We start from the raw sequence: 14763 nt of genomic DNA, 5'->3' as shown, positions 1-14763 counted from the left end.
TCAGCCCTACGTGGAACAAGCGTAAATGTGATAATTGGAAACCATAATTTTGTAAAATTTTGTGATTGCATTTTTAGTAAATTTGATGTATGATTTTGATTCTTAAAAATTTAGCTATGAAATGTAAAGCACTTTTTTTCTTTTTTCTGATGATCTGTTCACAGTTTGTACAAAGTCAGGAACTGAAACCAGAATATCAAAAGTTTATTTCAACGTTTATTTCTGAAGTAAAAAATAATAATAAAAATGCGGTTGCGGCACGAATCACTTTTCCGCTAAATCGCGAAAATCCAATTCCGTCGGTTAGGAATAAAACGGAATTTTTAAAAAGATATAACGAAATTTTTGATAAGACTTTGATTGACAAAATCGTCAAATCTAATCCGGCAAAAGACTGGTCAGAAGTGGGATGGCGCGGAATTATGCTATACCAAGGCGATCTTTGGATTGATACTAACGGTAAAATTATCAGTATCAATTATCAGTCAGAGGCAGAGAAGAAACAGAAGAATTCTTTGATTGCAACACAGAAAAAAAATGTCAATTCTTCGATTTCAAATTTCAAAAAACCTGTTGCTATTCTCGAAACCTCAAAGTTCAGAATCAGAATTGATGATTTGGGAAATGATAATTATCGTTACGCTTCATGGTCAATCAAAAAGAAAATGACCGATATTCCAGATTTAATAATTGAAAATGGAGTTTTCTTCGCAGACGGAACAGGAGGAAATCATCATTACGAATTTAAAAAAGGTAATTATGTTTATGAATGCCATTTTATTGTTTTGGGAGAAGATAACTCGCCTCCAGCTCAATTGATTATAACTCAAAATGATAAAGCAATTTTGGAACAGAATGCAAAAATTGTTTCACGATAAACAAAAAGCCAGATTCTTTTGAATCTGGCTTTTTATTTTGAATTATACCGAAGCATTAAGTTCTTCTAACTTCTTTTGCTGTTGAATTTTCTTCAATTTTAATTTTTGAATTTCTAATTCTTGCTGTTTTATTTTTACTTCTTGTTTTTGCAAAGCTTCATCAGAAACCGAAGTCGTATTTATTTTATTTCTAAGTTTTTGATTGTCTGCTTCTAACTTCTCAATTTTTTTATTGGTATTCTGAAGATCTTTTTGGGAATTTTGAAGTTCCTTCTGCTGTTTGTCTAATTTTTTCTGCTCTTTTTTGAGTTTATTCTGTTCGTCTTCAAGTTTTCTGTTGCGATCATTGATCGTTCTTTTTGACTCGTCGGTTGTTTTTTTGATCGCATATTGCTGCTCTTGTTCAGTAGTATTTTGTTGAGCAAAGAACGTATTAGAATTTAGAGCAATTGCTATGAGTAAAGCAAGTTTTAAAATGTACTTCATGATTTAAATTTTTGAGCAAAAATAGAAGTGGAATTTTGCACAAAAGAGAGCATAAAGTCATTTTATGAATAGAATAAGCCAAAAAAAATCCCATTCAGAAGAACGGGATATTTTAAGATTTATAGGTTTTCGACCAGAATCCAAGCTTGAGGATTTTCGCCTTTTTGTATTTCTTTTTGTGCTTGTTCCGCTTCTTTCATTGTAGCATAACTTCCGTACAAAACAGGAAACAGTCCGTGTTTGTTTTCTTTTAGCATTCTAGCTTTGAAACCATCTTTTATCAGTTGGTTATAAGCCTTTCTTGCATTTTGCTCACTTCTAAAAGCACCTGCCATAATATGATAAGGCATTGTTGGTTCAACAGTTTCAACTGCAGCAGAATCTACAGAAAGTGTTACAGCAGGAAGCGGACTTTTGATAAAAAAAGTAGCTTCTTGAATTTTGTTCTGTACTTTTTTCTGAACCGCCTGTTCTACAACAAGTGTCTGATTGTCAATTTGATTTTGATATAAAGGATATCCAATGCTTCCTGTAATTCCAAGTCCTAAAACAAGAATGGCAGCATATCGCAAAAACGGATTTGAAGATTTGGTTTCTTCATCATTTTCATGCAATAAAACAGCATCTTTTTCTTTGGCCGCGATTTTTTCGATTTTTTTCTCGAAAACCTCTTTTTTCACCATCGGAGAAACAAAAGGGCTTAACCCAAAAGAAGTTGCCAAGTAATTGGTATGATCGTTTGGTTTGAAAACAATGTTGCTTTCAGAGTTTAAACGCAGTTCTCCAATATTTTTTAGAAGAATCACACCTTCTTCTTCCAGTGTTTTTTTCCAGTTTAAAATTTCAAACGCAATAGCACTTACTGCAAAACCGTAAGATGTTTTTTCGGCTTGTGCAATATGATTTGCCAACAGTCCATCATTATTTTTGATTCGGCTGTTGAAAGAAATAGTCTTTTTTGGAGGAAAAAACGAATTAGTGCTTTCATTCAGCTGAGCCGAATGCGTTTCTGTTAAAAATGCACCAAATCCTGGAACCGTTACACACTGATAACGATACAATAACTGTGAGATATATACTTCGATTTTCATATCAACAAAGTTATGCAACGCTTATAGTTATCAAAATTTTATTCACAATTTTTATTAACAATTGAGATTTATTTTTAGACAATTCGTTTTCAATTATTTAAGTTCATTTTTATTGAAGATCTGACGAAATCGGAAAAATTAAATCTTAAATTTATTAAGAAATTACTTTGTTTTAATGATATTTGCCACTTCAAATGAGTGAAATTATTTTTTCTATTTTACATAATGTTTTAAAGAAATGACCGATCAGGAATTATTTAGTTTACTAGCCTTATTGAAAGTTGATGGAGTGGGACATATTTTAGGCAAAAAACTGCTTCATACTTTTGGGTCGGCTTCAGAGATTTTTAAAGCAAAAAGTTCTCAGTTGGCCGCAGTTGACGGAATTGGAGCTGCTTTATTGAAGAATTTAAAAGACAAGACCATTTTTGAAAAGGCAGATCGCGAACTTTCTTTCATTAAAAACAATTCTATCGACGTTTCTTTTTTTCAGGACGAAAGTTATCCTGAACGGCTAAAACACTGTTTTGATGCGCCGATTCTAATTTTTACTGCGGGAAATCTGGATTTTAAAAACAAAAAATTAATCAGTATTGTGGGCACTAGACAGATTACTTCTTACGGTACCGATTTCTGTAGAAAACTGATAGAAGATTTAGCTCCGTTGGATCCCGTTATTGTCAGCGGATTTGCCTACGGTGTTGATATTGTGGCGCATCAGGCCGCGATGGATTATAACCTGCAGACCGTTGGAGTTCTAGCTCATGGGTTGAATCAGATTTATCCGCGCACGCATAAAAAGTACATGGCCAAAATGGAAGAAAACGGCGGATTTATTACGGAATTCTGGAGCGATTCGAATCCTGATAAAGAGAAATTTGTTCGTCGAAATCGAATAGTAGCCGGAATGACAGAAGCTACAATTGTCATTGAATCGGCCGACAAAGGCGGTTCTTTAATAACGGCAAATATGGCTAACGATTACAATCGAGATGTATTTGCAGTACCTGGAAGAGTGACCGATAAGTACAGTCAAGGCTGTAATAATTTGATAAAAACGCAGAAAGCAAATCTATTGACAAGTGCCGCCGATTTGATTTATATGCTGAATTGGGACATTAAACAAAAACCGAAACATATTCAGAAACAGCTTTTTGTAGAATTGGAACCCGATGAGCAAAAGATATATGATTTTCTCCAAAAGAGAGGCAAGGAATTATTGGATATTATTGCAATCGAATGCGACATTCCAATTTATAAACTCTCAGGAATTCTGATCGGAATGGAACTTAAAGGCGTTATTCGTCCATTGCCAGGAAAACTTTTTGAATCAATTTAACGCAGAAAATCTTATTTTATTTATTTCTGAAATGTTTATACAATCGGTATAAAATATAAATTGCCAATAAACCGAAAATGATATTCAGAACTTGAAATAAATAGGGTGGAACGTTATAATCTTCAATGTACTTATTCATCTTTTTATTTTTAAATGATTAATATACTTGAAGTTACAAAATTTAATTAGGAATAGAATAATTATAAATCAAAAAAAACGCTGATCAGATTTGATCAGCGTTTTTAAATATGTCGATTTGTAGAACTTTTTTATTTCTGAAATCCAAGAACTTCTCTAACTTTCGCTAAAAGTCCATCAGCAATTACAGAAGCTTTAGAAGCGCCTTTTTTCAATAAAGCGTCTACTTCTTCAAGGTTGTTGATGTAGTAATTGTATTTTTCTCTTTCTGTTTTGAATTTTTCTGTAATCAATTCAAACAAAGCTTGTTTCGCGTGACCGTAACCGTAATTTCCGCCTAAATAATTAGCTCTCATTTCTGCGATCTGCTCTTCTGTTCCTAACAAAGAATAAATAGCAAATGCATTACAAGTATCTGGATTTTTTGGATCTTCAAGCGGAGTACTATCCGTTTCAATACTCATAACTTGTTTGCGTAAAGTCTTATCATCTAAGAAAATATTGATAATGTTGTTGGCAGATTTACTCATTTTTCCTCCGTTTGTTCCAGGAATCAACATAATGTTTTCTTGAATTTTTGCTTCAGGAAGAACAAATGTTTCGCCCATTTGATGGTTGAAACGGGCAGCAACATCACGAGTAATTTCTAAATGTTGCAATTGGTCTTTTCCAACAGGAACAAATTCAGCATCGTACAATAAAATATCGGCCGCCATTAACATCGGATAAGTAAAAAGTCCAGCATTAACATCGTCTAAACGATCTGCTTTATCTTTGAAAGAATGTGCTAATGTCAATCTTTGAAATGGAAAAAAACAGCTCAAATACCAAGTCAATTCTGTCGTTTGCACCACATCAGACTGTCTGTAAAAAGTAACTTTTTCAGGATTTAAACCACATGCAAGCCAAGCCGCAGCTGTGCTATAGGTGTTTTCTCTTAAAGTTTTTCCGTCTTTAATTTGAGTGATGGAATGTAAATCGGCAATAAACAAATAAGATTCATTTGCTGGATCATTTGATAATTCGATTGCCGGAATAATTGCCCCTAATAAATTTCCTAAATGCGGTGTTCCTGTACTTTGAACACCAGTAAGTATTTTTGCCATTCTCGTTTTTTTCTGAAATGCAAATGTCGGAATGTTTTTTTGAACGGCAAATTTTTTATAGCGCAGAGCTGCTGGTAAGATTTTTTGATAGGTTTTTATATTGATGTGATTTTTAACGCAAAGGACACAAAGGATTTTCGCAAAGAAAAAGAAGCTATATTTCTTTTAAATGTTGCTTCGCAATAAGTTCGCAAAGCTTTATCTACAATGTAAATCCTGTTAAGAATTCTTATCGCTTGATTATAATGTTTTAATTATAAGAAAATATTTATAAATTTACTTTTTTAAATTATGACAGAAAACGAAATATCAAATATTGTAATTGGACTAGCAATTGAAATTCACAAAAAACTAGGGCCCGGATTATTAGAGAATGTCTACAAAGAATGTTTGTTTTATAAAATTAAGCAGCGAGGACTTCTTGTTGAAAAAGAAAGATCTTTGCCATTTATTTTTGAAGAAATTAAGTTTGATTGCGGATACCGTATAGATTTGCTTGTGGAAAGCAAATTTCTAATTGAGATAAAAAGTGTGGAATCACTTACCGTTAACCATTTGGCACAAACATTAACCTACTTAAAACTAGGAAATTTTAAACTTGGCTTATTGGTAAATTTCAATGAAAGTCTTTTAAAAAATGGTATCAGAAGAGTAGCAAACAACTTTATTGATTAAGCTTTGCGAACTTATTGCGAAGCAACGGCTAAAAAAATCGCTTTAAAAACTTTGCGAAAATCCTTAGCGTTCTTTGCGTTACAATATCTAGCGCACTTGAATAAAAAATCTTTATAAAATTCATTTCGGTTTCTTACATTTGAATCTATGAAAATATTTAAAATTGCTTTTTGGATTCTTTGGCGTATTTGGTTCTACGTTTTGATGGCGGTTCCGATATTAATTATGCTGCCATTTTTATTAATTTCTATTATCTCAGAAAAGGGATATCCGTATTTCTTTAAAATGGCTCGAATCTGGTCCAAATTTATCCTTTTCGGAATGGGCTTTTACTATACCGTAAAACGCGAACAGAAGCTCATTAAAGGTAAAAGTTACATGATTGTGGCCAACCACACTTCGATGACCGATATTATGCTTATGCTGGCTTTAATTAAAAACCCCTTTGTTTTTGTTGGAAAAAAGGAACTTGTGAAGATTCCGCTTTTTGGATTTTTCTATAAACGAACTTGTATTTTAGTTGATAGAAGCTCATCTAAAAGCAAAAATGAAGTTTTTAAAAGAGCTCAAAATAGATTAAATCAAGGTTTAAGCATTTGCATTTTTCCAGAAGGAGGAGTGCCAGACGATGAAAGCATTTTGCTTGATGAATTTAAAGATGGTGCATTCCGATTGGCGATTGAACATCAGATTCCGATTGTGCCGATTGTTTTTCCTGACAATAAAGAACGCTTTTCTTATACGTTTATGAGCGGAAGTCCAGGAAAAATGCGCGCTCGAATTTTGCCTTTCGTAGAAACAGAAGGTTTAACGATTGAGAACAGAAAAGAATTAAAAGAACAAGTTAGGAATATCATTTACAATGGTTTGATCGATTTTCAGAAATAACCGTAAAACATTATGTAAAATACAAAAAGCCGGTAGATTGATTAATCTACCGGCTTTTTTTTGAATTAAAAACCCCCTATTTTTATTCAAAAGTTATTATCTGTGAATTATCTTTTCTGAAATAAAACGCAATACTTTTTTAAATTTCAATTTGGTTTTTCTTCGGTTTTTACTGTACAACAATTCTATTTTTTCTTTCATGGTTAAAAATATTAATGGTTGATAATAAAGAGTTTAGTTAATAACTCAAGTTAATGTCACATTATTATAGATGCAGAAAAATTTAAAAGGTTGCGTCGGAATTTTAAAATTTAACAAAAATCCGTCAGTTTGAAAACCAACGGATTTTTTACTCAAATAACCAACCAACGTAAATTCTAAAAAAAACCGTAAATTGATATATGGCAGTACCAATCATAAACTGCTTTTTTTATACAGATGGAAGATTAATGAAAAGGTTGCGTGAAAATTTCATTTTTATTTCAAAATAAAAAAAGCCGAGCGATTTTTGTATCATCACTCGGCTTTTAAAAACGTCTTTCTTAGACTTATTTTTTAGGCATTTGCCAATTCTTTTATGTGTTCTTTAATTTTAATTTCCAGTTCTTCAGCAAGTTCTGGATTATCTTTAATTAAAGTTTTAACAGCATCACGACCTTGTCCTAATTTTGTATCACCATAGCTAAACCAAGATCCTGCTTTTTTAACGATATCAAATTCTACCGCTAAATCTAAGATTTCACCAGTTTTAGAAACACCTTCTCCGTACATAATGTCAAATTCGGCAGTTTTGAATGGCGGTGCCACTTTATTTTTAACGATTTTAACTTTCGTTCTGTTTCCGATTACGTTTTCACCATCTTTAATTTGAGCAGAACGACGAATATCTAAACGAACAGAAGCATAAAATTTAAGTGCGTTACCTCCAGTTGTAGTTTCAGGATTTCCGAACATTACACCAATTTTCTCACGAAGCTGGTTGATAAAGAAAACCGTACAGTTTGTTTTGCTGATAGTTCCAGTAAGTTTTCTCAAAGCCTGAGACATCAAACGTGCGTGAAGACCCATTTTAGAATCTCCCATTTCGCCTTCAATTTCACTTTTTGGAGTTAAAGCTGCAACAGAGTCAATTACAACAATGTCTATAGCTCCAGAACGGATAAGATTTTCGGCAATTTCTAAAGCTTGCTCTCCGTTGTCTGGCTGAGAAATAATTAAATTCTCAATATCAACATTTAATTTTTCAGCATAATTTCTATCAAATGCGTGCTCGGCATCGATAAAAGCGGCAATACCACCAGCTTTTTGAGCTTCTGCAATCGCGTGAAGCGTCAAAGTAGTTTTTCCAGAAGATTCTGGACCATAAATTTCGATAATTCTTCCTTTAGGATATCCGTTTACACCAAGTGCTAAGTCAACCCCTAATGAGCCAGAAGAAATCGTTTCTACTTCTACAATGGCTCTGTCGCCCATTTTCATTACGGTTCCTTTTCCGTAGGTTTTGTCAAGTTTGTCAAGCGTTAATTGCAGTGCTTTTAATTTGGCTTCTTTGTCTGAACTCATTTTCTAAAATATCTAAATTATTAGTTTTGTCTTATTGGATAAAATTAAGAAAATTCTTTCTTAATTCTGGTTTTTATTTTTACAGTTTGTAAAATTACTTCTTTTTTAGAAGTTTGATTGTTCCAATTTGTATCAAAATTGGACTATAAAAATAAAGCTTTCAATTCTGTAGCATCTGATGGCTTTATTTTACCAGCAAGTAATAAACTCAACTGCTTACGACGCAACGCCGCATCAAAACGCTGGATTTCTAGTTCGGTTTCTGGTACAATTGCAGGAACTTCAACTGGTCTTCCGGTGTCGTCTACAGCAACAAAAGTATAAATAGCTTCGTTGGCTTTGGTTCTGTTTCCAGACTCGCGGTCTTCTACCCAGACATCTATAAAAACTTCCATCGAACTTTTGAAAGATCTTGAAACTTTTGCTTCTACGGTTACAACGCTTCCAAGCGAAATAGCTCTGTTAAAAGCTACGTGATTTACAGAAGCCGTTACAACAATTCGGCGCGAATGTCTGCGGGCAGCAATACTTGCAGCGCGATCCATTCTGGCTAATAACTCACCGCCAAAAAGATTGTTTAAAGGATTTGTTTCGCTCGGTAAAACTAAATCAGTTAAAATAGTTAAGGATTCTGAAGGATGTTTTGGATTCATTTCTTTTGAATAATAAATTGTTTTTGATGCTCAAATGAATGAGCTTTTTCTCCACAGATTTCACACATTAAAATGATTAAAAAATCTGAAGCTAATTTTTAAAAATCTATATTGATTAATTCAACCAATAAACAGCCATTACAGCTGGTATAAAATAAATGACAATGGTTCTCGCACCATCGTAATCTTTTGCAAGTCTTTGTCCGAAAAGCATCATTAGCAAACAAATACATGAAAAGATGGCTCCGTAAAAACCAAATTCTCTTCCGTTGTTTGTGAATAATTGAATTCCTCCAACAACGCATAAAATTCCAGAAATTAATTCTAAAATTAGTAAATGCAATAGCGCTAACGGAACTTGATTTTTTAATGGAGTTTTGGCAAAGTGTTCTTTAAGCCAAGCGACATTATCTTTCCAGTAAAAAATTTTTTCGTAACCCGATTGCAAAAAAGTTAAAGCTAGAAAAGCTAAAAGTAAAATTGAGGCAACATTGTTCATTGATGAATTATTTTTTATGAATTAAACGAGTCAATTTGATCGATAAATCGGTAAGGATTATTTTTGCATTTCCGTTTCTTTCAATATGATACATCGCATCTGAAAGTTCTTTGAATATTTCGTGAATATTATTTCCGTTGACAAACGGAGCAAAATTTTCCAGTTTAAATTTATCCACTTTTGGTTCGATATAAACCAAACTCTGAGCCTGATAATTGAGCATAAGGGCTTGACGGAACATTTCGATGCAATATTGAATAAATTTTTTCTGGCTTTCGCGGCCGAGCGTAGCAATCTGCTCGCTCCACGAAATCAAATCTTGAATCGCAGCGGCATTTCCTTTTGCTCTAAAAGCAGCACGAACCCAATTGACAAACCATTGCTCAAAAGGAAGATCGTCATCGTCTTCTTTTAGCAAATGCAAGGCCTTATTAAAATTTCCTTGAGCTTGATGCGCAATTTTCTTAGCTAAATTGGGATCTATACTTTCTTGAGCGACCAAAGCTTCAGCTATCACTTTTTCTGGAAGTCCGCTAAAGTGGATTACTTGGCAGCGTGAACGAATGGTTTGGATAATATCTTCTTCGTTTTCAGAAATCAGAATAAACATGGTTTTGTCTGATGGTTCTTCTAAAAGTTTCAGGAGTTTATTGGAAGCAGCAATATTCATTTTATCGGCCATCCAAATAATCATGATTTTGTAACCGCCTTCATAAGATTTTAGCGAAAGCGATTTTAAAACTTCTTGAGCATCTTCAACACGAATTTCTCCTTGTTTGTTTTGAACACCTAGAATTTTGTACCAATCGAATAATCCTCCGTATGGCATTTCTTGGATAAAACTGCGCCAGTCTTGAATAAAATCTAAACTTTTCGGTTTTGTTTTTACATCTTCGGTGGTGACAGTCGGGTAAATAAAATGCAGATCGGGATGTGAGATGTTATCAAACTTTAGATTGCAGGAATCGTTTCCGTTTGAATTTTCATCGCCGGTATTGCCGCACAAAATATATTGAGCGTACGCAATGGCAGTTATTAATGTACCGCTTCCTTCTGGACCAACGAATAATTGTGCGTGAGGAATTCTACCAGAAGCAGCACTTTTTATCAAGTGGCTTTTGATGTAATCTTGACCTAAAATTTGAGAAAATTGCATAGGGCAAAGATAGAAGAAAATGTGTAGTCAAAAATTTTCGGAAGTAAGATTATTTATGGACTGTAATTTTGATTTTTTTTAGATCAGTTTCGACAGAATTTTGTTAATAAATATGTCCAAGTGAGTAAATATCAAGATGTTTTTGTTAATATTTTTTTTCGAAAATCGGTAAAAGGAGCTATTTTTTGATTATTTAAAGAGTTAATTTTTTATTTTTTATAGTCAATATCTTACCGTTTTAATATTAACAATTTTAACAAAAAGCGCGTTAAAACGCACATTTTCTCGACATAACGCTGGTTTTTAAGGTTTTTTTAAGGTTTTTTTTTGAAAAAAAAATCCATTCGAGTTGTTAATTAAGTTAATTTATATATTTTTGTTTTTATCAACAACCAATTATAAAATAAGAATCTATGAAAGGGAAAATTATTCTATTTAGTGCTTTTTTTATCTTAACTACTGCGGCTGTTTCGGCACAAGCTAAAAACGCACCGAGAAGTATTATCAGTACAACTGCTCTTATCCGTAAATACCATGATCAAAAAGAATTGAGTGGTATGCAAAAGGGAGAACTTTTGGAATTATACATCGAGCGTATTAAAGTATTAGTTAAAACTCTCCCTTACATTGCTTTGGTTACAAAACCTGGGGTTACTATGGCTGACCTTGGTATTCCAGACGATAGTGATCACAAAAAAATATTAGATGCTCAGGCAGTAGGTACATCAACATTCTTGGATACAACTGTAGAATTCCAAAGAAAAATGATGCCTTACTCTGATAAAGGAAATCTAATCGCTGCAATTTTGTTCTACGAAAGTACATTGAAATCATTACACGAGTTCAACGACTTGAACGAAATGTAATAAAGTTTTATCTTTTTAAAACCTTTTTGAAAGTGTTTACGTAAATGGATAAAATTTATTCGGACACTTTTGAGAAACATAATAAAAAAAGAACTCATTCTCGAGTATTCTGAGAAATTTCGGAAAACTCGAGAGGAGTTTTTTCATTTACGCATACCCAAATTTATTATTAACCGTAATACCCCCTTATCATGAAAAAAATTACTCAATTAATCTGCGTTCTTTTGACAGTGGCGAGTATGAATGCTCAACAAGAGAAAGGAATTATGGGCTACACCAATTGGTTAAACAACTGGACCGAGTTTAAGCCTAATAAAGTTGACTATGGAGAAGCAAACCAAATTTTGGCAGGAAATATTTCTGTTAATACTAAATTGCTTAAAAGAAATATTTACGTTTTGCAAGGAAACGTATATGTTACAAACAATGCAGTTTTAACTATTGAGCCAGGAACTGTAATTATTGGTGATTTCGAAACTAAAGGAACATTAGTAATTACTAAAGGAGCACAATTAGTGGCTGACGGTTTAGAAACAGATCCAATTGTATTTACTTCAAACCGCAGCATGAAAAAAGCTGGAGATTGGGGTGGAATCGTAATCCTTGGTGATGCACCTATTAATAAATTTGGAAATGTAGGTTCTTATAACCTAGATCTTGATCCAACAATGACTACTTACGGTGGAGACAACGTAGCTTCAAACTCTGGAATTTTAAGATTCGTAAGAATTGAGTTTGCTGGAAAAAAAGTAAAAGGTTTAGATACTTTCAATGCTTTGACTCTTGCTGCAGTTGGAAACAAAACTGTACTTGAAAACGTTATGGTGAGCTACGCAGGAGGAGATTCTTTCGGAATCTTGGGTGGTGACTTAAATGCTACAAAATTCGTTTCTTATAAATCAGTTAACGATGACTTTAAATTTTCTCAAGGCGCGCAATGCCGTTTCTTCAACTCTCTAGCAGTTAGATCTTCTTACTTCTCAAGTACTAAAGATGGATCTCGTTGTATGGAGGTAAGATCTTTTGAGAAGAAAAGTGAAACAGACTTTACTAAAAAACAAACGCTAGTTGTTGCTAGCAATATTACTATGGTTAACGACAGTGAAAATATTAAAGCTGATATTCAAGCAGGTTTAGTAAAAGAAGCTGTATATGTTGCAGAAGGCGCTTCTCTTGAAATGAAAAGAAGTGTAATCTCTGGATTTAACCCTGCAGTTTTATTGGACAGCAAAACTGAGATCAATGATGCCAACCTTAAAAAAATCAAATTTGAAGAAATGTACTTTAACCTATGTAATGGAAACATCTTTACAGAGTACAATTCTAACAATGAAGATTTAGAAAGCTGGTATGGAAACAGTGTTTTCTTTAATGTTTACTCTCAAAGTGATAACAAAGAAACATTCATTGACATCTTCAATCCTAAGAAACCTGATTTCAGATTACAATTAGGAAAAATCACAGCTTCTAGCGGCAAATAGACATAGTTTCGATTTTTATTTCCCTCGCGTAAATTTTATTAATTAAGTCCCCAGACACAATTTATGTATCGTCTTACGGGCCCAAATAAAGATCAAGACATAATGGTATCTACGAAAAAATATTTTTTATATATAATATTTTTGGTTTCGCCTATATCGTTAACTCTATATGCACAGAATACAGCAGAAAATCCTACTAAGGCTGCTGTTTCTGAGTGTGGTTTAACGGCTTGCAATAACCAAAACAACAATATTGCTGTTATTGAAAACAGCAAAACAAGTAATTTAAATCAGTCTATAGTAGGGATGTCCACCCCCAAGGATGGCCTTACTATAGCGGCTGAGTCAAATACTGTATCTAATAATTGCGAAGAGAATTCATCATTTGCTGCAACTTCAATTATTGCAAAAGAAGTAATTGAAAACTACAAGTATGATTTCTCAGAAACATTTATAGATATTCTGTTTTTTGAGCGTATAGATCTAGCAAGAACACGCACTATATGATTCAAAAAATTACTTTATCTTTTTTTAAAGTTTTAATATTCTTTAGCATACTACTGTTTGCTAGATCGAATTCCTATGCTCAAACTATAGTGCCTCTACAATTAGATGGACTAGAAAAGCTTTGTGCTGGGAATTCGTTCAATGAATTCTATGCAACTTTTAGTTATGTTAATTTTCCTGAGGGAACAACATTTGCCGTTGAACTTTTAGATAGTTCAAACAATCCGATTGCTACAACATTATTACAAACAATAGATGTTTCTGCTACGCAAAAAACTATAAAGTTTGCTGTGCCGACAACTTTAGTTGGTTCTGAAACATACGGCTTAAGAGTTAAAAGTTCTACCTCTACAAATAGTCCAAGATTTAGAAATTCTCTAGGCAACACTTCTTTTCCAGCTTATTTTAAAGATTATGAAGCTACATTTTCTATTAATAATAAGGATACAAATGCAACCATTTGTGCTGGAGGAAGCTTAACGCTTTCAATAGACAATGCAACGCCAGCTGTACCAACTTCGTCTCCTGTAAATTATCCAAACCTTAAATATACGTGGTATAAAGATAACGTAGCTATTGCGGGACAAAGCGGTAAAACGTTAACAGTAAATGCAGTTGGAGATTATTATGTGGTTATTGACTATGGCTCTTGTACAGATGTCAATTTTAGTTCAAATCATGTGAGTGTTGCAACTACATCTTCAGGATCTGCTGTTACTATTACTTCTAGTCTAGGAAATCCATTTTGTGCAAGCGGTACAGGAACTGTTTTAACTGCAACATCAGGAAACAAGTATCAATGGAAAAAAGACGGTAATAATATCAATGGCGCTACTAATAGAACCTATTCAACGAATGAATCAGGAGTTTATTCTGTAGAAGTCGATTTTGGAGGATGTACCGCTATAGGAAGCATTAATCTTCAAAGCAATGGTTTCAATGCAAGTATAGATGCTGAGGACGGATACAAATTAAGTGAAGGAGAAACTGTAACGGTTAGCATAACAACAGATGCTGTAGATCCTACTTATGAGTGGTATTTGAATGACAACTTAATTCCTAACGAAACTTCAAACTCTTATGTAGTAGCTGTAAAAGGTAATTATAAAGCAAAAGTTTCTCAAGCATCTGGATGTATTGCTACCAGAGAATTTTCATTTAGAATAAACGGAGAATCTGGTCCATCGAGTGTTATTCCGAACATTATTAAATTAAGCGGGATGAATCCATATTGGAATATTCCAGATGAATATAAGAATGCAAATACAAAAGTAATGATCATTAGTTCAAACGGAGATATGGTTTTGGACGTGGTGAATTACCAAGGCGATTGGCCTCAAAACAATATAGATTTTAAGAATGTAAATCCAGTTTATTACTATGTTATTCAAGGCGATGCAGGTGAAAAAAAAGGATCAATAACCGTGATTAAATAAT

Annotated in this window: 16 protein-coding genes; 8 read left to right on the top strand and 8 right to left on the bottom strand. The window is 33.3% G+C overall.

The window, feature by feature from the left end:
* Window positions 1-116 precede the first annotated feature (116 nt).
* Window positions 117-878, top strand: a complete 762-nt coding sequence (locus tag AC3E9W_RS02290) for a hypothetical protein (protein WP_488766615.1) — start codon at window positions 117-119, stop codon at window positions 876-878.
* Between the two features lie 42 nt (window positions 879-920).
* Here AC3E9W_RS02290 and AC3E9W_RS02285 read toward each other — a convergent pair whose 3' ends face one another.
* Both AC3E9W_RS02285 and AC3E9W_RS02280 read right to left on the bottom strand, forming a co-directional pair.
* Complete coding sequence (locus AC3E9W_RS02285) at window positions 921-1364, bottom strand: hypothetical protein (protein ID WP_488766613.1); 444 nt, start codon at window positions 1362-1364, stop codon at window positions 921-923.
* 119 nt (window positions 1365-1483) lie between these two features.
* Window positions 1484-2455, bottom strand: a complete 972-nt coding sequence (locus AC3E9W_RS02280; protein WP_488766612.1) for an HU domain-containing protein — start codon at window positions 2453-2455, stop codon at window positions 1484-1486.
* A 238-nt stretch (window positions 2456-2693) separates the two neighbouring features.
* Here AC3E9W_RS02280 and dprA point away from each other — a divergent pair, with 238 nt between their 5' ends.
* Complete coding sequence (gene dprA, locus AC3E9W_RS02275; protein WP_488766611.1) at window positions 2694-3794, top strand: DNA-processing protein DprA; 1101 nt, start codon at window positions 2694-2696, stop codon at window positions 3792-3794.
* A 16-nt stretch (window positions 3795-3810) separates the two neighbouring features.
* Here dprA and AC3E9W_RS02270 read toward each other — a convergent pair whose 3' ends face one another.
* Together AC3E9W_RS02270 and trpS are read right to left on the bottom strand one after the other, a co-directional pair.
* On the bottom strand, window positions 3811-3933 hold the full coding sequence (locus AC3E9W_RS02270) for a hypothetical protein (protein WP_306153972.1): 123 nt from the start codon (window positions 3931-3933) through the stop codon (window positions 3811-3813).
* Between the two features lie 130 nt (window positions 3934-4063).
* Window positions 4064-5038: a tryptophan--tRNA ligase gene (gene trpS / locus AC3E9W_RS02265; RefSeq protein WP_488766610.1), complete on the bottom strand. Its 975-nt coding sequence runs from the start codon at window positions 5036-5038 to the stop codon at window positions 4064-4066.
* Between the two features lie 291 nt (window positions 5039-5329).
* On the opposite strand from trpS, the gene AC3E9W_RS02260 reads away from it, so the two are divergent.
* The gene (locus AC3E9W_RS02260; RefSeq protein ID WP_306153968.1) at window positions 5330-5713 is read left to right on the top strand and encodes a GxxExxY protein; all 384 of its coding nucleotides are present in this window, start codon (window positions 5330-5332) and stop codon (window positions 5711-5713) included.
* A 147-nt stretch (window positions 5714-5860) separates the two neighbouring features.
* Window positions 5861-6601, top strand: a complete 741-nt coding sequence (locus tag AC3E9W_RS02255; RefSeq protein ID WP_488766609.1) for a lysophospholipid acyltransferase family protein — start codon at window positions 5861-5863, stop codon at window positions 6599-6601.
* Window positions 6602-7156: 555 nt separating this feature from the next.
* Here AC3E9W_RS02255 and recA read toward each other — a convergent pair.
* From recA to AC3E9W_RS02235, 4 genes are all read right to left on the bottom strand, one after another.
* Entirely contained in the window at window positions 7157-8164 is a 1008-nt protein-coding gene (recA, locus tag AC3E9W_RS02250) for a recombinase RecA (protein WP_125718440.1), read from the bottom strand.
* Between the two features lie 143 nt (window positions 8165-8307).
* On the bottom strand, window positions 8308-8817 hold the full coding sequence (locus tag AC3E9W_RS02245; RefSeq protein WP_111284243.1) for an acyl-CoA thioesterase: 510 nt from the start codon (window positions 8815-8817) through the stop codon (window positions 8308-8310).
* Window positions 8818-8932: 115 nt separating this feature from the next.
* The gene (locus AC3E9W_RS02240) at window positions 8933-9316 is read right to left on the bottom strand and encodes a DoxX family protein (protein ID WP_095930182.1); all 384 of its coding nucleotides are present in this window, start codon (window positions 9314-9316) and stop codon (window positions 8933-8935) included.
* A 7-nt stretch (window positions 9317-9323) separates the two neighbouring features.
* Complete coding sequence (locus tag AC3E9W_RS02235) at window positions 9324-10472, bottom strand: DNA polymerase III subunit (RefSeq protein ID WP_456891632.1); 1149 nt, start codon at window positions 10470-10472, stop codon at window positions 9324-9326.
* A gap of 413 nt (window positions 10473-10885) precedes the next feature.
* Between AC3E9W_RS02235 and AC3E9W_RS02230 the strand changes: the two genes are divergently transcribed.
* The 4 genes from AC3E9W_RS02230 to sprC all read left to right on the top strand — a co-directional run bounded on the left by AC3E9W_RS02230 (window position 10886) and on the right by sprC (window position 14762).
* On the top strand, window positions 10886-11338 hold the full coding sequence (locus AC3E9W_RS02230) for a hypothetical protein (protein WP_306153959.1): 453 nt from the start codon (window positions 10886-10888) through the stop codon (window positions 11336-11338).
* A gap of 191 nt (window positions 11339-11529) precedes the next feature.
* Window positions 11530-12819 carry a hypothetical protein gene (locus AC3E9W_RS02225; protein WP_306153957.1) on the top strand — a complete coding sequence of 430 codons (1290 nt, stop codon included), beginning with the start codon at window positions 11530-11532 and terminating at the stop codon, window positions 12817-12819.
* Between the two features lie 102 nt (window positions 12820-12921).
* The gene (locus AC3E9W_RS02220; RefSeq protein ID WP_488766605.1) at window positions 12922-13326 is read left to right on the top strand and encodes a hypothetical protein; all 405 of its coding nucleotides are present in this window, start codon (window positions 12922-12924) and stop codon (window positions 13324-13326) included.
* Between the two features lie 89 nt (window positions 13327-13415).
* Window positions 13416-14762, top strand: coding sequence for a gliding motility protein SprC (sprC, locus tag AC3E9W_RS02215; protein ID WP_488766604.1), 1347 nt, complete (start codon window positions 13416-13418; stop codon window positions 14760-14762).
* Window position 14763 lies beyond the last annotated feature (1 nt).

Source organism: Flavobacterium sp. 38, from assembly GCF_057799715.1.
The sequence above is the reverse complement of the archived record's forward strand: the minus strand, read 5'-3'. Positions and strand labels throughout refer to the sequence as shown.